The organism is Paenibacillus pseudetheri (assembly GCF_924513355.1).
GTDB classification, from domain to species: domain Bacteria; phylum Bacillota; class Bacilli; order Paenibacillales; family Paenibacillaceae; genus Paenibacillus_AQ; species Paenibacillus_AQ pseudetheri.
This window is the reverse complement of record NZ_CAKMAB010000063.1, coordinates 1-19,552: the sequence shown is the minus strand read 5'-3', so window position 1 is coordinate 19,552 and position 19,552 is coordinate 1. Positions and strand designations below refer to the sequence as shown.

The window sequence follows — 19,552 nt, the reverse complement described above, 5'->3', positions numbered from 1 at the left end:
TCATAACAAGAAAGAGGGACCTCTCCCCGGTAGAATACCGAGAAGCGTCCCCCACCTAACTTCTTTTTAAGAAAAATGCTGGGCTATATTAGTCAGATATTCTTCTTCATCTGTATTTTCTTTCATATGAATGAGCATTTTTGCATCTTCTCCAACAATGTACCGGAATTGACTTGTCCCATCTGTGGCAGCTCGATATATGGTTTCCGCAACAATTTCTGGAGGCGAAGCATAGGTAGGTTGTTTTTCCATCTCACCCAATTTACCCAAAAATGCAGTAGTAAAGGGTTTATAATCCGTTAAAGCATCATTAAAAAAGAACTCCATCGATCTTCCACCAAAGTCCGTTTGAATAGCACCTGGTTCAATTAACTTAACTTTAATGTTCTGTGATGCTAATTCATAAGATGCGGATTCAGAAAAACCTTCTACGGCGAATTTAGTTGAATGATACAGAGACATCGTAGGAAAGGTTACTTTCCCTCCCATAGAAGAGATATTGATCAGTAAACCATCTTGATGAGATCTAAAATGTGGCAATATGGCTTTAGTCATACTGATAAGACCAAACACGTTCACTTCAAACTGTCTTCTGATCTGCTCATCTGTAGCTACTTCTATAAGACCCATTGTTCCATAACCAGCATTATTGAGAAGAACGTCAATTTTACCGAATCGCTTAATTGCTTCCGCTAACGCAGGTTGAATCGTGTCTGATTTCTCAACATCAAGCTGTAAAACCAATACATTATCAAGTGTAATAAGTTCACTTTCATGTTCAGGTGAACGCATCGTGGCTACGACGTTCCATCCTCTTTCAGCAAAATGTTTTGCTGTAGTTCTCCCAATGCCAGACGAAGCACCCGTTATAAAAATTGTTTTCATTAAAAATTCCTCCTAAAAGTTTTCTGAGCATTACATCTTCACTTGGTACGTTCAAAACTTACTTTGTAAGCACTAACTGCTCCATGTTTGACAACCCTTCGGCAATGATTTTGAGTTTTGCATTATATTCTTCTATGCCAATTTGGATACAGATGATCTGTGCTGGATGCATTGTATCTTTATAAAGTGAATACTGCTCAAGTAATTGATCTAACTTTTGTTGTGATTCCTCCTGTACCTGCTTCAGCCAAATAATCACCTTGTCATACCCAACAAATTCACCAAAATATAGCCTCATCATAAAATCAGATTTCTTAATACTGTCAGCCTCTAGTGGGGCTAGTAAATAGGCGTTAAAACTATCCCTTCCTTTATCCGTGATGTTTAAAAGATTCTTATTAGGCTTACCTTCCTGCTGCACATTTTCCTTAGTTATCAAACCCTCCTTTTCCATGCGAGCAAGTGTAGGATAAATCGTTCCATAACTAGAACTATAGAAATTAGAGAATACATTCTCCAATAACTGTTTTATTTCGTATCCAGTCAACGATCCTTTCATAAGCATGCCTAAAATAACATCCTGACTGTTCAAAATAGAGCCTCCTTGTAGTTTAGAAATATTTGTATATCACACTTATAATATATCGGAGCGATATATACAGTGTCAATATATATTGGATAAATATATCTGTTTTATTTTTTTAGGATATTCATTTGTTTAAAATATAAATGCAGAAACTATAGTATGAGGATGGGGATTTTACATACATAGATTTACGATGTATAGTTATTCTAGGTATCGAAGGATAAATAATATCCAGGATATTCAGATAATAATCACAGGAATTTAGATCAGGAGGTGTTGACCATTGAAAGTAAGTAAAGAAATGCTAAAGGGTAGTACGGGTACATTGATTCTGACTCTTTTATTGGAGAAACCACTATATGGTTATGAGCTGATCAAAGAGCTGGAGTTGAGATCAGAGGGTGTTTTTTCTTTGAAAGAAGGAACCTTGTATCCGATTCTGCATGCGATGGAAAGCGAACGTTGGGTGGAAGCCTACTGGATGGAGGTAGAAGGAAGGAAACGTAAATACTATAGAATATTGGACGAAGGGAAAGAGAAACTCAAGGAGAAAAGGGCGGAATGGGTTATGTTCAAAGGTGCAGTTGACTCTGTTCTGGGAGAGGGGGGCGTATAATGAAAAAGAGGAAGCAGCAATTTTTGGATGAAGTATGTGCAGAGATTAAAGCGAAAAATACTCACCCAGAGATACGCCAAGAACTAGCTAGTCATATGGAAGATTTAATCTGTGAAAAAGAAGCGGCCGGCGTGCTCCGGGATGAAGCAATAGCTTGGGCAATCACACAAATGGGGAACCCACAGGTTTTAGGAAAAGAACTTCACCAAATACATAAACCACGTATACCCTGGGGAATGTTTGGAGTTGTAGCTTTATTATCCGCGATCAGTTTAATTGGAATGGGCTCGGTGGATGTGGGCTATAGTGATATTAATAAAGGTGCTTTTTTAGATAATGCGCTTAGACGCCAGTCCATAAATATTCTCATTGGAATTGTATTGATGTTTGGATTGTATTTCATTGATTTCAGAAGAATAAAGGGAATTTCATGGGTGTTATATGGATTATCTATAACAGGAATTTTAACAAGTATGTTCTGGGGAGTAACAGTAAATGGAATTAATTATGGTCCTCCTATATTTAATATTTTACCTGATATGACATTCTATCGTCCTTATTTTTTGATGGTAGCGTTAGCAGGAATTTTAGTAAATCGTAGGGAAGTACTTCTAAAGAAAACTTGGCAAAATGGGTTGTTCGACATAGGTATTTTGTTAATACCTGCTTTGTTGCTAATCTCTTTAAACTCTCTTCCAGAGTTAGTGGTGTATCTTGTCTCTTCACTAGTATTGTATATATGGGTTACCCGTGAATGGAAAAAGAGTGCGATTATATTAGGGTTCTTTTTAATAGTTGGACTAATTTTTATTTTAAATAGTGAGTATTTGCAGGCTAGAATTATAAATGCTATAAATCCATCTTTAGATCCACAAGGGTTTGGATATATTTATCAAACTATGCGTGAAGTTATTAGCTCAGCTGGTTGGTGGGGTCACGGATTTGGTTCAGTAGAACTAAAACTGCCGTATGTCTATTCAGATCTGTTACCAGTCTATCTTATTCATTGTTTTGGTTGGGCGGGGGGATTGCTTCTGGTAGCTGTTATAGTCTGTTTTTTTATTAAGCTTCTTTCAACGGTACGAGCGATTCGTGAATCCTACGGACAGGCACTTGTTGTTGGTTTGGCATTTTTACTTGCTATAAGACTGGCTTACGGACTTGCCGTCTTAAGTGGAGGGATGATGATGACCTCTATTCCATTTCCTTTCCTTAGCTATGGGAGTCATGTGTGGTTTGAATATGCTGCGATTGGACTTTTGATGGGAATTTATCGTAGGAAGGACATAGGAGGCGTCCAAGATCGCACTGTGCAGCGTTAGATTCAGGATCTTCTTGTTTGTCTAATTATGAAGTATGAATACTTAAGGGAGGTCTCTTAATGGAATGGAAAAAAGTCGGATTAATAAGTGTTGCCATTGCTCTAGGCTTTGTGGGAGGACTCGGAAGTATATATACAACAAATACTGCATCTGCCGCAGCCACAACAGAATCCGCAAGCTATTATAATCAATTCCAGCAGTATGTACAGAAGCCGACATCTCTTGCTAACGCACGTAATTATTTAATGAACCATATCAAACAAGTGGATACATGGACTGCTACTCAGATGACACTCCAGCTCGAGAATGCACAGAAGGAACATTTATCTGTATACTCAGAAAAGGTTTTTCCGGACAAGATGCAGAGAGAGATAAACAGTGCTTTTTCTAAAAGCAAAAATCTCACCTATACCTCACTTCTTAATACGATCAAAGATGCCAACGTACGCAATGTGTTAATTGAAGGCCGGGATAAGGGATATAAGCTGGAGACCAGTGAGGGCATGTACTATCCGGTGATGCATTATGAGGGATTTAAGATCTTTAAGCCGTATATTACGAAGGACATCGCAGCTTATATTGATATCATGGCTACCGAATCTAATCATCCGAGTGTATCTGATGCAGCGATTGTAATCAGTTGGACCGAGTTAACGAATAGAGCGCTTGCGATAGAGGATTTTGTGACGAAATATCCTGCTTCTAACCGTTCAACCGCTCTTCAAAAAGAACTTCTCATTGCAACATCTCGCTTATTATATGGAACAAGTAATACACCTGCCTATGACTATGATGAGCAAGTTATCAAACCAGAAGTTAAAAATGCGTATGAGAATGCACTGAAAAATAGCAAAGTTGATACTAGAATTCTTTCGATTTTAGAAAAGCTACTACAATTACTTAATTCCACGAATAATAAATTCACTCCTGTAATAGAAAAATTTCTAGTTGAAACCGTAAACTCGTAATTATTAGAGTCTGTGCAGACAACATCTGAGAAGAGGCTGGATGAATTGAGAATAGGATTAAGAGGAATAAGAATCGCAGTTTTCGCAGTTGTGCTGTTGTTGTGGACAAACACTATGTTTATGGGCAGGGCTGATGCAGCTTATGTCGGCTCTTCAACAGATTCTGTGCTGCAGCAGATGCAAATGGAGAAGAAGAACCATTTACCGCAAGGTTTTGTCTATCTGGATGAAGTGATTCCAACGGCACAATATGAGATTCGATATTATGGAGATAATAATTTTGTGGGGAGGCGGATTGATGGCTACAAGGCGCCTTTAGCGATATTCTCGCGGACAGCGGCAACAGCTTTGAAGGCTGTAAGTGAAGATTTAGCGAACAAAGGGTATATTCTTAAAATTTATGATGCTTATCGTCCGCAGACGGCAGTGAATCATTTTGTAAGATGGTCACAGAATGCCGTAGATACTAAGATGAAACAGCAATATTATCCGCGACTGGATAAACGAAATCTGTTCAAACTCGGATTTATAGCTAAAAAATCAGGCCATTCCAGAGGTAGCACCGTCGATTTAACGATCGTAAATAAAGAAACGGGAGCTGAAGCAGATATGGGCAGCCCGTTTGATTTTTTCGGAGACATCTCCTATTACGATACGTCCTTAATCAACAAGACTCAGAAAGCAAATCGGGCAATCCTCAAAGAGGCGATGGTAAAACAGGGATTTAAACCTTACAGTAAGGAATGGTGGCATTTTACGTTGATCAAGGAACCTTATCCTAAACAATACTTTGACTTCAAGGTGGAATAACCTAGAACTTGAATGTCCATGTAAGAAGCGATTCACTTTTTTTGTTGAGCTTGATTACCATTAGGATTAGCAGATGCTGGAAACGCACATAATACTAATAGTCAAAAAAAGGGAGGTTTCGAACGGATGAACAAAATCGCGGTTGTTGTAGTATTAAGTGTACTGTTATTGGTAAATGGATTTGGAGGAACTACCTATTCTACGGCTTGGGCAGATGCTAATGAGGTAAAGGTGGTTTTGAATGGTCAGGTTCTGAAATCAGATCAATATTCAGCGTATCCAAACGGTTCTACGGTCATGCTACCCCTTAGAGAGGCATCAAGCGTCTTGAAATATCAAACCACTTATCAAAAAAGTACGGACACCATTACATTAAGCGGAGTCAAACAAAAGATTGAATATAAAGTAGGAAACGACCATATTACCATTAATGATACAGAGAAAAGAGACTTTAAGGATAATGTTGTGTTTAGGAAGGAACACTTATATGTTCCGCTCTCTTTTTTCACTAGTGTAGGACTGGTAACCTCTTATAATGCTGAAGCTAATCTAGTGGAAGTTTATGCGCCCGAGGTTACAGCAAGTGTGATAGCGGGACTGCTGAGCACTGGACAGTTTCAAGAGTTAGAGAATCGATTCTTTAGTGATGAAATGAAGCGTTCGCTTTCCACTACGGGTTTACAGAAATATTGGGCTGATTTTACTGCACGAGCTGGTACTTACCATGGGATAAAGTCTACTGAAAGTAGTCAAAAAGAAGATCAAATGTCAATACAATGTGTACTTGGCTTTGCTGTAACGGATGCGTCCCTTGAGTTTGTTCTCAATAAGTCTGGTAAGATTGTTGAATTAAAAGGAAACCTTCCTTCCATTTAATCTGGAGAATATTAATGATTTAGGTTTAGAACAACAGGCTGTGCGTGCGTCCCTTAAGAAGCAATTTCTTATTGGGATCATGCATAGTCTTTTTTACGTTTCAATAAACATTCTGAGATGAATGTAAATGCAATGTATTTTTATTGTAAAAAAAGGTTTTATTTGTTGACTTTCACATTCATCGAAGGTAAATTAAAATTTGAAATAATTGTTAAAGCATTTAACTAAATTAGAGAAAAGAGTGGAGTACTGGATGACAAAATCAATAACTGGGAGTAGCCACACAGAAGAACAGCCATTCTCGCTAAGAGCTATCATCCCCCCGCTTCTTGCAATTATCGTCGGTATGATTATGGTTATTCTGGATGGTACGGTGGTTAATGTAGCAGTTCCCAAGCTCGTGGACTACTTCGGCTCCGATCTCCAAACGATTCAGTGGGCGATTACAGGGTACACATTAGCTTTAGCTGCTGTAATACCGCTCGCAGGCTGGATGACAGATCGCTTCGGTTCAAAACAGGTGTTTCTAGTGACGCTCACGTTGTTCATTCTTGGCTCCATGTTATGTTCAGTAGCTCAAACATCTTCGCAGCTTGTTATTTTTCGTGTGATCCAAGGTCTTGGTGGGGGGATGGTTGCTCCCATAGGGATGGCTATGGTTTTTAAGCTGGCTCCAACAGAAAGAAGAGGGTCGATTATGGGGATGCTAGGAATTCCCATGTTGCTTGCGCCTGCACTTGGCCCAATATTGTCCGGATGGCTTGTTGAATATGTTAGCTGGCATTGGATCTTCTTGATTAACGTGCCGATTGGGATTGTTGGTATTATTCTTGGTGTTAAGTATTTACCCAAGACGGAGAAGATCGGTAAAGGCAACCTCGATATCCTAGGCATTATTCTGGCTCCGATTGCGTTCTCCATGCTGGCTTATGGAGTAAATGAAGGTGGGGCGAATAGTTGGTCATCAACTTCAGCAATCCTTGGATTATCTGTTGGGGGCGTTGCACTGATTCTATTTATAATCGTTGAGCTGCAGCATAAACAGCCTTTGCTGGATCTGCGCGTCTTTCGCTCCTCAGATTTCACCCGCGGTATTATTTTAACATGGGTTATGCAAGCCGCATTGTTTGGTTCCATGCTGTTCGTGCCGCTATACTTACAGCAGATTAGGGCTTATACACCACTAGAGACGGGGCTAATTCTGCTTCCGCAAGCTTTAGCTTGTGTAATCGGCATGCCTCTTGGTGGTAAATTGTTTGATAAGATAGGGGCACGACCGCTGGCTTTTGTGGGTCTGAGCATCATTACAGCTACCCTATTCCTTCTGTCTGGGATTACGTTGACTACAAGTCTAAACACCATTATGATGTATCTTGCATTATTAGGATTTGGGATGGGTATAGCGATGATGCCACTCAATACACATGTTCTGAATGCTGCGCCTCGTGAATTGGTGAGCCGTGTCACATCGCTTACAGCGGCTGCACAACAGGTGGTGGTGGCCTTTGCGGTCGCAGGTTTGACGGGCTATCTGACAAGTCAAATTACTGTGCATATGGGAGCATTGAAAGCAGGAAGTAATCCTTTGACAGCTGCAGTTCTAGGCTTCGATGATGTATTCTTCCTATCTGGCTGTATAGCTGTAGTCGGTGTACTCATGAGTATTATCCTGCGCAAACCGAAGCTTTCCTCAACTGAATCCTCCTCCGAAGAGGGTCAGAAGGCGGATGCAGCAATGATGATGGGACATTAATTCATACGATTATCCTAGATAACATAAAGAGGCGTCGTTCAGTTTGCCTAGCTAACGACGCCTCTTTTGTATTAGAAATTCGCCTACAGATGTTCTGGTTTCTTCTGAGTCCATTGAGGGATGAAATTAACTTTACCGAGTAGCTCTGATGCGACAATCCCTAGTAGAACAAGAGCTGCACCAGCATATCCTTGCATCGATAGCTTTTCAGCGGCGAACCAATAGCCAAACAACGCGGCGAATACCGGCTCCAGGGAGAAGATCAGTCCGGTGCGTGTTGGGGAAGTATATTTCTGAGCAATGGGTTGTAGGATGAAGCCACAAGCACTACAGAGAATCCCAAGCGCGAGGATCGCTATCCAAGCCGGTAAAGTCGAAGGAAGCGCAGGCGTCTCGAACAGTGCCGACAACACTAAAGCAAATCCTCCGGCAAATCCTAGCTGCAAGATCCCAATATTCAGTGAATCACATTCTTTTACCGCCTTGCTTGTAAATAAGATCTGTATCGCATAGAACACCGCCGAAAGAATACAGAGGAAGTCACCAGGTTGGATTTTTAAGGTAGCATTTAATGTAAGGAGTCCAATGCCAGCTATAGCAAGTACGGAGCCAAAGACTTGCGGAGGTGCGACTCTTTTTTTAAAAAGTACTCGATCTAGTATCGGTACAAATATGACAGTCAGGGCTACTAAAAATCCAGCGTTGGAGGTTGTCGTGGTCTTCAGTCCGAACGTTATACATGTGAACACGCCGAGGAGTAAGAATCCGAGTAGAGCACCATATTTCAATGTTTTGATGTCAACTTTTCTTAAACGTTTGTGGAAGATCACTGTGGCTAATATAAAAGCAAGTCCGAAGCGGAGTGCAATCAGATTGAATTCGCCTAACGTGCCTAACCCCATTTTCATAAATATGTAGGAGGAACCCCAAAATAATGTTACAACTAACAGCATAAGCTCAGCTTTGAGCGGTTTCATCTCTTCATCCATCCTTCTTCATTTTCAACTCAATTTAGTATAATACGGCTCTATACATAAGGTAACTGAATGTTTATCATAGGATACATGAGTAAAACTTATGCAATATATAAAGGTGAGGGATAGAGGTTGAGCATTAATAAATATGAGATTTTTCTAAAAGTTGTGGAGCTAGGGAGCTTAACAAAAGCAGCAGATGTGCTGGGCTTTACGCAATCTGGAATTAGCCACACGATTAGTAGCTTGGAGATGGAGTTTGGTTTCACGTTATTAATTAGAAATAGATCTGGCGTTAAATTGACAGTAAACGGGGAGCAAGTACTACAACCTATCCGTGAAATTCTGAAGTGGAATGAAAAATTGAAGCAGGAGGTAGCAGATATACACGGGCTAGAGGTCGGGACCATTACCATTGGTACATTCACCAGTGTATCTGTGCATTGGCTGCCAGGAATGATTAAGCAATTTCGCAGTGAATACCCCTATATAGAAATCAGGTTGATGGAAGGTGGTTACTTAGAGGTTGAGCAATGGATCGAGGCTGGAGTCGTTGACTGTGGTTTTATTTCTCTGCCTACGCGTGAGAAGTTCGAAGTGATTCCCTTAAAAAAGGACCGGATGTTAGGGATCGTATCCAAAGGAAATCCGCTTAGTGCTCAACCTTTTCTGTCCTTATCCCAAATTGCTAAAGAGGATTTCATCATTCCTAAGGCAGGTTCAGATTATGACGTTAGACGTGTGCTGGATAAGGCGGGCATCAAACCGAATATTAAGTTCTCAGCAGGTGATGATTATGCCATTATGGCCATGGTGGAGAAGGGGCTTGGAATTAGTATTTTGCCAGAGCTTGTATTAACCCGTCAGAATTATAATGTAACAATGCTTGAATTGGAAGAACGTAGTTTCAGATCGCTCGGAATCGCTGTACATTCTATGAAATACGCCTCTCCTGCCACTAAAAAATTCCTGAAGCATGTACAAGCTTGGTTGATGGGGAATCCCTGAACCCTAAGAATACACCGTTTAAAATGAGCAAATCCCCTGATTAATTCAGGGGATTTATTATGAATCAATATCCAAAATAAGGGTTGACGAGGGACGTTGTTCATGAGAAAATGTACGCGCGTACATTTATTGAATGCGCTTTCGTAGGAGGGATTTCTATCGCCAGCCGTAAAGAGGTTGCCGAGCTTGCCGGAGTTTCAGAAGCCACAGTCTCTCGCGTGTTAAACAACGTAGGTCCGCTCAAGGAAGAAACGAAGGAACGGGTGTTGGCAGCTGCGCTCAAGCTGGGATATACACCGAGTTCACTCGCTCAGAGCTTTGCTCGTAGAAGGAGTGGAAACCTTGGTGTAGTAATGCCTTATTTGCCAAAAGCTCGCTTGTTCTCCACGTATTATTTTTCAGAAATATTAAGTGGAATTGGAAGTAAGGCGCGAGAAGAGGGTTATGATCTGTTAATGCTGTTTCGAAATGCCGAAGAGCTGATGGACTATAACGAATTGTTTAAGATGCGGAAGATTGATGCTTGTATTGTACTCGGTGCCAAAGAGGAGCCAGGTGAGCTAGCCTCACTTCGACGTTTGAAGGCGGAAGGTCATCCGTTTTGCCTGATTAATCAGCATTTTGAAGGAGAGGCTTTTCACGAGGTGGATGCTGATCATGTCGAAGGAAGCTGGCAAGCGGTCAGGCACTTACTGGATCAGGGCTTTACGAGGATTGCCTTTCTAAACGGGCCAGCATCTTATTCGAACAGCCGAGATCGTTTAACTGGTTATTTGCGCGCTTTGGAGGAGTCCAACCTTCCTTTAGATGAATCACTTCTATTCGAAGGTAACTTCAGTCGTAAAAGCGGTACTATTGCTGCCAAGGAGATGTTGCCTCTGCTGAATGAGATTGATGCCATTGTAACGGCCAATGATCGAATGGCCATTGGGCTACAGCAAGGTCTGCAGGAACTAGGCATCCCAAGAGATCGCATCCCAGCCATGGTGGGTTATGATGATTCGGATGCTGCTGAGCTTACCACACCTGCCTTAAGCAGTGTGCGTGTTCCCTTTTATGAGCTGGGCGAAATCGCTGTAACTAAGGTATTAGAATTACTGGGTTGTAGCCTCTCAGAAACATCATCGTCCTCCCAAGTCATCCAGATTAAACTGCCGACAGAACTAGTTATACGAGCTTCATCAAAAATTATGAATCCTAAGGAGGAATAAGATGAAACAGCTTCGCATTGGAATGATCGGTTATAAATTTATGGGCAAGGCTCACAGTAATGCTTACCGCAGTTTGCCAATGTTTTTCCCGAAAGCGCTTAAACCTGAGATGTCTGTGATTTGTGGACGGAATGCTGAAGCGCTTGAAGAGGCTGCCACTCAGTTAGGATGGTCGGATTGTGTTACGGATTGGAAAGATCTAATCGCTCGTGAGGATATTGATCTTATCGATATAAATGCTCCCAGTAATGCACATAAGGAGATTACTCTGGCAGCAGCCAAAGCAGGTAAACATATTTTTTGTGAAAAACCTCTTGCGCTGACCTTGGCGGATTCCCGTGAAATGCTGCAAGCCGCTGTAGATGCAGGGGTTACACATATGGTTGGTTTTAATTATCGCTTTTCACCGGCGGTTAGACTTGCTAAGAAGCTAGTAGAGAGCGGGCGGCTTGGGAAGATCTATCATTTTCGGGCTTGGTTCCTACAAGACTGGATTATTGATCCGGAGTTCCCGTTAGTGTGGAGATTGCAGAAGGAGATTGCGGGTTCAGGCTCACATGGTGATCTGGGTGCGCATCTCATTGATCTGGCACTTTTCTTAGTAGGTGATGTGAAGGAAGTCATCGGCATGAGTGAGACCTTCATTAAAGAACGTCCACTTGCTGCTGAAATGACCGGATTAAGTGCCAAAGGGGATAAGGATGCACCTAAGGGCAAGGTTACAGTGGATGATGCCACATTGTTTTTAGCCCGTTTTGATAACGGTGCCTTAGGTAGTTTTGAAGCTACAAGATTCGCAGCAGGTCATCGCTCTACCAATTCTTTTGAGATCAACGGAAGCCTTGGCAGTGTGAAATTTGATTTCGAGCGAATGAATGAACTTGAGGTTTATTTAACTTCAGATGCTGAGGATGTACAGGGTTTTCGGCGTGTGCTAGCAACGGACCCAGCTCATGAATATGCGGAGGCTTGGTGGCCGCCGGGTCATATGATTGGTTTTGAACATACGTTTATACACGAGATGTTGGAGCTTTCTAACGCGATTGAAGAAGGACGTCAGCCTGTACCTAATTTCCATGATGGAGTGAAATGCCAAGCTGTGTTAGAAGCAGTTGAACGCTCTATTGAACAGCGCCGGTGGGTCAATATATCTGAGATGTAATATCCAAAAATGCGAGTTCAAAAAGTACGGTTATCAGCACCGAGAAGATTGAAAGAAGGTAGAAAATGAGGAGCGGAGCGTAGTGGAAGCTACGTGAGCACCGGAAGTTTCGCCTGAATTCAATATTCGATGCCGAGTAAGCTTCTTGGGATACTTCGTGATCAAAAGCGGACTTTTTGAACAACCTTTATTAGAAGGAGTGCTGAAGATGAGAAAAGCATTGATTGTATGGGGCGGTTGGGATGGTCATGAGCCTGAACAGGTAGCTAGTATATTCGCTAAGGTACTGCAAGAGGGGAAATTTGAAGTTGAGGTATCGAATACACTTGAGGCTTTTGCCGATGCGGAAAAGCTTCTTGGACTAGATTTGATTGTTCCGGTATGGACGATGGGTACAATCGAACAGAATCTTGTGAATAATGTCTCTGCAGCTGTACAGAAAGGAACGGGTCTTGCGGGTTGCCATGGCGGGATGTGTGATTCTTTCCGAAATAATGTAGATTGGCAGTTTATGACGGGGGGGCAATGGGTAGCTCATCCCGGCAATGATGGTGTGAACTACACCGTAGAGATTTGCCAAAGCTCAAGTCCTCTAGTAGAAGGATTAGAAGACTTCACCGTTTGTTCAGAGCAATATTATCTGCATGTAGATCCAGCTGTAGAAGTACTTGCAACGACTCGTTTTCCAGTTGTTGAAGGCCCACATTCTTTCAACAAAGCCGTGGATATGCCAGTAGCTTGGACCAAACGGTGGGGTCATGGCAGAGTGTATTATAATTCACTCGGACATCATGCCGATATTGTAGCTATGCCTCAGGTAAAGGAAATGATGCGCCGAGGACTGCTCTGGGCTGCTGAGGGTAAAGCTCGCGCACAATCCCATATTTCAGCGGTTAGTAGTAGCTATAGCGGAATGGCAGATAGTCAATAATCTCTGGGAGCGATCAACGAATGGATAAAGTCAAAGTAGGAATTATCGGGTGCGGTAAAATCAGTAGTATATATATGGAGAACTGTCAGAAGTTCGAGATTCTGGATCTAGTTGCGTGTGCGGACTTGGACTTGGAGAGAGCGAAGGAACAAGCAGTTAAATACAATATTCCAAGCGTGTACACCACAGAGCAATTACTGAATGATCCGGAGATAGAGATCGTCATCAACCTGACGATTCCAGCTGTTCATGCGGATGTATGCCTGAAAGCTATCGAAGCGGGTAAACATGTGTACGTTGAGAAACCACTGGCTGTAACGAGAGAAGAAGGACGCCAAGTTCTGTCAGCGGCACGAGAAAAGGGCGTACTAGTGGGCAGCGCACCGGAAACATTCTTTGGATCGGGTATTCAAACCGTATTGAAACTGATTGAGGAGGGGGTAATTGGCGAACCCGTTGCAGCTACCTCATTTATGATGGGGCGTGGACATGAGCATTGGCATCCAGATCCTGAATTCTACTATGCCGCTGGTGGAGGTCCAATGTTCGATATGGGACCATACTATTTGACAGCATTGGTGCAGTTATTGGGTCCAATTCATACGGTTAGCGGGATGACTGGTAAAGCGCTAGAAGAACGCACGATTACAAGTGAGAAGAAATTGGGTAATAAAATTCCTGTTCAAATTCCAACTCACGTTGCCGGTACATTAAGATTTGAGAATGGAGCCATTGCAACGCTGATTACAAGTTTTGATATCTTTGGCGGCAGTAACCTGCCGCATATAGAAATCTACGGAACACTTGGAACGATTCAAGTGCCGGATCCTAATAACTTTGGCGGTCCGGTGAAATTCCGGCTCATGGGTGAGAATGAATGGACAGAGCAAACGCTGTCATCTGGATATGATCAAAACACGCGCGGAATTGGTCCAGCGGATATGGCTTATGCCATTCGGACTGGAAGAAAGCACCGCGCTAGTGGAGAATTGGCTTATCATGTATTAGAAGCGATGTGGGCATTCCATGATTCTTCAGATGCTCATTCATTCTACGAAATGGAGAGTACCTGCACTCGTCCTGAAGCTCTTCCGATTGGACTCGCTCCTTATACATTAGATTAGAGAATTCATTCTGAATCTGCAACCTATCACTTCCAATCTCCGTTTGAGAAGATAAAGAGTGAGGGAGTGACAAGGATGCGTAAGAGGCTTGGTAGCTGGATATGGATTTCTGTTGTTATTCTATTCATAAGTGGTTGTTCAGAAGATCAACAATCGAATAAGGAGCCGGCTCCAGCTGCTGCAATTACTTCAACTCCAGATATCTTGCCTACTGCGAGCGCTGGAATAGAAGATCCTGAAGCGGTTAAAGCTTTCCTATCCGCTCAGAAGATTCCTAACGGAGATATCTATTTACAGGATAATAAGGTTCATATCAATATCGTGGGTATGAACTCGCAGATTGAGCAGCGGTTTGCTCAGACTTTCGCGGCAGGTACTTATGAGCTCCATGATGTTAAATATTCGATGCAAGAGTTATTAGCTGCACAAGAGCTTTTGCATAAAAAAGAACTCTACCAGAAGCTTAATCTATACGGTTCCGGTGTGGACACGATTGGTAATAAAGTAACGATTACAATTCCGTCTGATTATGTTGAAACGGCCATGCTTGAGATTGAAAAATGGATCGCTCCGGATATGTTGACCTACGACATTTCAGAGCTAGGTGAACCACATGTAATAGGTCAAATCGTAGATATCGATTCCAAACAGAAGAAGCGGATTCTAATTCTTGAACCTGGCATGGAAGATCCCTCTTACTGGTTCTCATTCAATCAGAAGTCAACAATGTTTAATGAAGCTGGTGAATCGATTAGCTTTAAGGATTTGAAGGTTGGACAGCAGGTTGAGCTATGGAGCACTGGTATGGTGGAAGAATCTTTTCCCGCACTTGCAAGTGTGCGGAGGCTAGAACTTAGTGCTACGGAATAATCCTATAGCTAGCACCGTTTGCGAGAGGCAAACGGTGCTGTTTTTTTGTGAACAAAGACCGAATCTCCTATTTTCGGACCCCTGAAGGGGTAATCCCTTTATACTGCTTGTACAGCTTGGTAAAATAATTAGGATTGTCGCAGCCCACTTTTCCAGCAATCTCCGTCACTGTGAAATCGGTCTCGAGTAGCAACCGTTCCGCTTCATTTACTCGGCATAGATTTACATAATCGATGAAGGTCCGACCCGTTAGCTTCTTAAAGGTTTTGCAGAAATGGTATGGATTTAGATTTACGGATCTTGCGGCGCTTTCTACGGTCATTTTCTCATCAAAGTGGTTCTCCATGTACTCCAGCAGTGGCTTGAAACGCTCGCGGTTGAAGGAATGACGTTCATTCGTGTTACTAGCAGCCTGCTCAGGCAAAAAGGTACGGGAAAGCAAGACAAAAAGCAGATGCAGTTGATTTTTGATGATCAGCTGAAAAGCAGGTCCCTTCTGCAGTTTTTCATCAACGATGGTATCCAGAAGAGAATAATAAGTGCAGCAGGTCGGTACAAGCTCTGCAGGTTTGACCGGCAGCTGATAACGATTCTCTAAATAAGGGACTACAAACTGCTCATGCTGAGGATCCTGCTTCCAATCTTTAAATAAAGAACTATGAAATACGATGGATATAAAACGAACATGATCATCCCGCAGACTGTACCCAACATGTAATCCCCCAGAAGGAACAAACAATACCTCTCCGGGATGCAGTTCGTACGACTTACTGTCTATGTGGAAAATAGCGCTACCTTCTTGCATCATGATGATTTCGAAATGCTCATGCCAGTGTAGAAACAGAATGTTCTGGCCGGCTTTTGCATATCTGCATTCATTAAAAAACAATCGAAAAGGATAGTTGCTTCCTTCTAATTGAGGGTATTCTTTCAGATCATTAGGATAGCTCATATTTCACACAACTCCCACAAGATACGACTATATAAACACAAGATAATAAGAGTTTTAAGCTCAGAAGCAGTATATACTCGGATTATAGAAATTACTATAAACCAATATTGGAGTGGTCACAAGATGAAGGATACAATGCGAATTGGAACATTAGTGGGTGGTGGAGATGCTATCAGAGTGATCCCGCAAATTGTAGGACATGGATTTGAATCTTTTAGTTTAACCTTCTGGCAAACTACAGGGGAAACAGATCTTGTGGAAACTGGAAAGCGTGTACAAGAACTAGCGGCAGAACATGACTTCGTGATCTCAACCGTTGGGATCTTCGGCAATCCATTGACGAATACGGGTGAAAATTCCGATGTAATAGCGAGCTGGGAGCGACTGATTGATCATGCTCATTTGTTCGGAACGGATATGGTATCAGGTTTTACGGGAAGGCTGCCAGGGGTGTCCATTGATGAATCCATTCCGAAGTATACCGAGGTATTTGGAGAGTTGTCCAAAAGAGCAGCGGATCGCGGGTTACGAATTGCCTTCGAAAACTGTTCAATGGGTGGAGACTGGGAATCAGGTGACTGGAATATTGCTCACAATCCATTATCTTGGGAGAAGATGTTCAACGCTGTACCTGCTGACAATATTGGACTCGAATGGGAGCCATGTCATCAGATGGTGCAGTTGATTGACCCGATACCACAACTACGTAAATGGACAGATAAGATCTTCCATGTGCATGGTAAGGATGCCACCATCGCATGGGATATCGTAAAAGAATATGGTATTCATGGCCCCAATCCTTATGTATGGCACCGTACTCCGGGCTTTGGAGATACGAATTGGACGGATATTATTTCTATTCTGCGTCAGGCAGGTTATAAAGGAACGATTGATATTGAAGGCTGGCATGATCCTGTTTATCGGGATGAGCTGGAGATGATGGGACAAGTCCATGCTTTGAACTATTTAAAACAATGCCGGGGCGGTAGCTTTGTACCTAATCCACTTTAACCGTTAAGGAGGGAGAATTATGACAGCACAGTACCGTGTAGCGGTTGCAGGTTGTGGAGGGATGGCTAACGCTTGGATTGAATATGCTTTATCACGTTCAGATACTCAGATTGTTGCTCTTGTAGATATACGATTGGAGTCAGCACAAGCGATGGCAGCAAAGCATGAGATTTCTTGTCTGACGTTTACTGACATTAAAGAAGCGATTCAGGTGACTGGAGCTAATCTTGTGTTTGACGTTACAGTTCCTGCAAGCCATTACAGCATTTCTAGTACTGCACTGGAACTCGGATGTGATGTATTTAGTGAGAAGCCTTTAGCTGAGACTATGGAGGAATGTAATAAGATCGTTGAGATCTCGGAGCGAACCGGAAATGCTCATGCTGTGATGCAGAACCGCCGTTACGATCCTCGTATTCGTTCTTTGAAAAAAATCATCGAATCAGGCACGATTGGAAGAACCGGATTTATCGGTGCTAGTTTTTTCCCCGGCGCTCATTTCGGGGGGTTCCGTGATGTCATGGAAAGTCCTTTACTGCTTGACATGGCGATTCATACCTTTGATCAGGCTCGATTTATAAGTGGAGCCAATCCGATATCCGTTTACTGCCAGGAGTTTAATCCACCCGGATCATGGTATAAGGGGAATGCGTCGGCAGTGTGTATCTTTGAGATGTCGGACGGGTCTGTATTTACTTATCAGGGGTCTTGGTGTGCAGAAGGCGCCTCTACCTCATGGGAAGCAGCTTGGCGGATGAATGGGGAAAAAGGAACTGCGATTTGGGATGGTCATGATTTGCCCTATGCAGAGGTAGTCGCAACAGGAGACCAGAGCGATAAATTTATTCGCGACGTTGAACGTGTAAATGGCGAAGTGATTGCGATGAACAAGACCTTCCATCACGGCTGTCTGGAGGAAATGTTCCTGTCACTAGCAGAGGGACGTCCTGCAGAGACGAATTGTCGAGATAATCGCTATAGTATGGCAATGGTATTCGGAGCGCTGGAAAGTGCTAAAACAGGCCGGAAAATTAATCTGGTGGAGTTTATGAATACCGCAGAGCTGTGAGAAACCCTTTGTTAATTTTATCCAAACGCTAATGTTCATGTTATGATAGATAAGAACATTATTCGGGGAGGATATTATGTACAAAGCCATTATATTTGATCTAGATAATACATTAATAAATTATAGTACTTGTGAAATCGAAGCGATGAAAAGAACCTGTAGCGATCATAATCTCTTTGTAGAAGATACTGATGCGTGGTCTTTATTTTATGGAGAGTTTTCAGGTCATAATTTTCGCCATTGGATGAACTTTGTGGGTGGTGGTGAGGTGAAGACCATAGGAGAGGTATTGAGATATTCTTTTAGAGACACGCTTAAACAGGAAGAACTTCTTCACTGTAAACTGTCAGATACTTATTGGGATTATTTTTGCAATTCCTGTTATTTTGAAGAAGGAGCGGAACAGATCCTAACCTCTTTTAAAGATAAATATGCCCTGGGGATCATCACCAATGGGATCAGTGATGCACAAAGAAAAAGACTGCAAGCCGGTAAGATCTATGAAATATTCAAATCCATTATGATCTCCGATGAAGTGGGTATCCGAAAACCTGATAAACAGATTTTTGAAATGTCTTTAAAAGATCTACAGCTAAGCAATCATGAAGTGCTGTTCGTTGGCGATTCTTTACAGGATGATTACCAAGGTGCTGTGAATTCTGACATTGACTTCTGCTATTACAATCGCCGGAATATAGAGATTCCTAAAGACCTCAAGCCTAACTATATGATTAGTTCTCTTTTGGAGCTTAAAGATGTAGTGGGATTGTAGCTATGCCAGCAAGGAGAACACACAATGGAAATTAGGGCTTATCAAGAATCGGATATTAGTCAGCTTATCTCATTGTTTTATGAGACGGTTCCTTCCGTAAATAAACTACACTATTCACAGGAACAGCTTGACGCTTGGGCTCCTAATGAGGAAAGGGCACATAAACTTAATACTTGGAGCACTTCTTTGGGTCAAAATATTACTTATGTAGCCGAAATTAACGGATTCATAGTTGGCTTTTCGGATATGACGGTGGAAGGGCATTTAGATCGTCTTTTTGTCCACAAAGATTTCCAAGGCCAAGGCGTAGCCTCTGCTCTCGTGAACAAGCTTGAAATGAAGGCGAGAGGGCTTGGTCTTCATGAAATGGATACCGAAGCAAGTATTACAGCTAGACCCTTTTTTGAACGACAGGGATACCAGCTTATGATGAAACAGAGTGTAGAGCGAAGAGGGGTTCTGTTAGTTAATTATCGGATGAGTAAAAAGCTAATTTAATACAAAAAGCAGATTGCTCTAAGGAGCAGTCTGCTTTTTTTAGTACGCCCAGCATGGGCGTTATCTTTAGGGTGAAAGTCCCGAACGGGGGCTGGCGAGCGCCTACCGTTAGCCAAGGGCAAGGGTGTCCACCGTGAGGTGGAATCTGAAGGAA

At 42.3% G+C, this 19,552-nt stretch carries 20 protein-coding genes; 16 read left to right on the top strand and 4 right to left on the bottom strand.

Going from position 1 to position 19,552, the window contains the following annotated elements; translation table 11 throughout:
- Window positions 1–66: 66 nt before the first annotated feature.
- Together L1028_RS29585 and L1028_RS29580 are read right to left on the bottom strand one after the other, a co-directional pair.
- Complete coding sequence (locus L1028_RS29585) at window positions 67–885, bottom strand: SDR family oxidoreductase (protein ID WP_234541705.1); 819 nt, start codon at window positions 883–885, stop codon at window positions 67–69.
- A 58-nt stretch (window positions 886–943) separates the two neighbouring features.
- Entirely contained in the window at window positions 944–1,477 is a 534-nt protein-coding gene (locus tag L1028_RS29580) for a PadR family transcriptional regulator (RefSeq protein WP_234541704.1), read from the bottom strand.
- Window positions 1,478–1,754: 277 nt separating this feature from the next.
- Between L1028_RS29580 and L1028_RS29575 the strand changes: the two genes are divergently transcribed.
- From L1028_RS29575 to L1028_RS29550, 6 genes are all read left to right on the top strand, one after another.
- Window positions 1,755–2,087: a PadR family transcriptional regulator gene (locus L1028_RS29575; RefSeq protein WP_234541703.1), complete on the top strand. Its 333-nt coding sequence runs from the start codon at window positions 1,755–1,757 to the stop codon at window positions 2,085–2,087.
- The gene (locus L1028_RS29570) at window positions 2,087–3,409 is read left to right on the top strand and encodes an FtsW/RodA/SpoVE family cell cycle protein (protein WP_234541702.1); all 1,323 of its coding nucleotides are present in this window, start codon (window positions 2,087–2,089) and stop codon (window positions 3,407–3,409) included. Before L1028_RS29575 ends, L1028_RS29570 begins: the two co-directional genes overlap by 1 nt.
- A gap of 59 nt (window positions 3,410–3,468) precedes the next feature.
- The gene (locus L1028_RS29565; RefSeq protein WP_234541701.1) at window positions 3,469–4,377 is read left to right on the top strand and encodes a hypothetical protein; all 909 of its coding nucleotides are present in this window, start codon (window positions 3,469–3,471) and stop codon (window positions 4,375–4,377) included.
- A gap of 45 nt (window positions 4,378–4,422) precedes the next feature.
- A complete protein-coding gene (locus L1028_RS29560; RefSeq protein ID WP_234541700.1) occupies window positions 4,423–5,187 on the top strand; it encodes a M15 family metallopeptidase in 765 nt (254 codons plus the stop codon).
- Window positions 5,188–5,313: 126 nt separating this feature from the next.
- Window positions 5,314–6,063: a stalk domain-containing protein gene (locus L1028_RS29555; RefSeq protein ID WP_234541699.1), complete on the top strand. Its 750-nt coding sequence runs from the start codon at window positions 5,314–5,316 to the stop codon at window positions 6,061–6,063.
- Window positions 6,064–6,316: 253 nt separating this feature from the next.
- On the top strand, window positions 6,317–7,816 hold the full coding sequence (locus tag L1028_RS29550; RefSeq protein ID WP_234541698.1) for a DHA2 family efflux MFS transporter permease subunit: 1,500 nt from the start codon (window positions 6,317–6,319) through the stop codon (window positions 7,814–7,816).
- An 83-nt stretch (window positions 7,817–7,899) separates the two neighbouring features.
- On the opposite strand, the gene L1028_RS29545 is transcribed toward L1028_RS29550, so the two are convergent.
- A complete protein-coding gene (locus L1028_RS29545; RefSeq protein WP_234541697.1) occupies window positions 7,900–8,793 on the bottom strand; it encodes a DMT family transporter in 894 nt (297 codons plus the stop codon).
- A gap of 129 nt (window positions 8,794–8,922) precedes the next feature.
- On the opposite strand from L1028_RS29545, the gene L1028_RS29540 reads away from it, so the two are divergent.
- From L1028_RS29540 to L1028_RS29515, 6 genes are all read left to right on the top strand, one after another.
- On the top strand, window positions 8,923–9,798 hold the full coding sequence (locus L1028_RS29540) for a LysR family transcriptional regulator (protein WP_234541696.1): 876 nt from the start codon (window positions 8,923–8,925) through the stop codon (window positions 9,796–9,798).
- Window positions 9,799–9,908: 110 nt separating this feature from the next.
- Window positions 9,909–11,009, top strand: a complete 1,101-nt coding sequence (locus L1028_RS29535) for a LacI family DNA-binding transcriptional regulator (RefSeq protein ID WP_234541695.1) — start codon at window positions 9,909–9,911, stop codon at window positions 11,007–11,009.
- Window position 11,010: 1 nt separating this feature from the next.
- The gene (locus L1028_RS29530; protein ID WP_234541694.1) at window positions 11,011–12,171 is read left to right on the top strand and encodes a Gfo/Idh/MocA family protein; all 1,161 of its coding nucleotides are present in this window, start codon (window positions 11,011–11,013) and stop codon (window positions 12,169–12,171) included.
- Window positions 12,172–12,379: 208 nt separating this feature from the next.
- On the top strand, window positions 12,380–13,102 hold the full coding sequence (locus L1028_RS29525) for a ThuA domain-containing protein (protein WP_234541693.1): 723 nt from the start codon (window positions 12,380–12,382) through the stop codon (window positions 13,100–13,102).
- A gap of 20 nt (window positions 13,103–13,122) precedes the next feature.
- Window positions 13,123–14,226, top strand: coding sequence for a Gfo/Idh/MocA family protein (locus L1028_RS29520; RefSeq protein WP_234541692.1), 1,104 nt, complete (start codon window positions 13,123–13,125; stop codon window positions 14,224–14,226).
- Between the two features lie 75 nt (window positions 14,227–14,301).
- A complete protein-coding gene (locus tag L1028_RS29515; RefSeq protein WP_234541691.1) occupies window positions 14,302–15,096 on the top strand; it encodes a YobA family protein in 795 nt (264 codons plus the stop codon).
- A 67-nt stretch (window positions 15,097–15,163) separates the two neighbouring features.
- Here L1028_RS29515 and L1028_RS29510 read toward each other — a convergent pair whose 3' ends face one another.
- Window positions 15,164–16,048, bottom strand: a complete 885-nt coding sequence (locus L1028_RS29510; protein WP_234541690.1) for a helix-turn-helix domain-containing protein — start codon at window positions 16,046–16,048, stop codon at window positions 15,164–15,166.
- A 123-nt stretch (window positions 16,049–16,171) separates the two neighbouring features.
- Here L1028_RS29510 and L1028_RS29505 point away from each other — a divergent pair, with 123 nt between their 5' ends.
- From L1028_RS29505 to L1028_RS29490, 4 genes are all read left to right on the top strand, one after another.
- Complete coding sequence (locus tag L1028_RS29505; protein WP_234541689.1) at window positions 16,172–17,059, top strand: sugar phosphate isomerase/epimerase family protein; 888 nt, start codon at window positions 16,172–16,174, stop codon at window positions 17,057–17,059.
- A 19-nt stretch (window positions 17,060–17,078) separates the two neighbouring features.
- The gene (locus L1028_RS29500; RefSeq protein WP_234541688.1) at window positions 17,079–18,128 is read left to right on the top strand and encodes a Gfo/Idh/MocA family protein; all 1,050 of its coding nucleotides are present in this window, start codon (window positions 17,079–17,081) and stop codon (window positions 18,126–18,128) included.
- Between the two features lie 76 nt (window positions 18,129–18,204).
- The gene (locus L1028_RS29495) at window positions 18,205–18,900 is read left to right on the top strand and encodes an HAD family hydrolase (RefSeq protein ID WP_234541687.1); all 696 of its coding nucleotides are present in this window, start codon (window positions 18,205–18,207) and stop codon (window positions 18,898–18,900) included.
- Window positions 18,901–18,924: 24 nt separating this feature from the next.
- Window positions 18,925–19,398, top strand: a complete 474-nt coding sequence (locus L1028_RS29490; protein WP_234541686.1) for a GNAT family N-acetyltransferase — start codon at window positions 18,925–18,927, stop codon at window positions 19,396–19,398.
- Window positions 19,399–19,552: the final 154 nt, after the last annotated feature.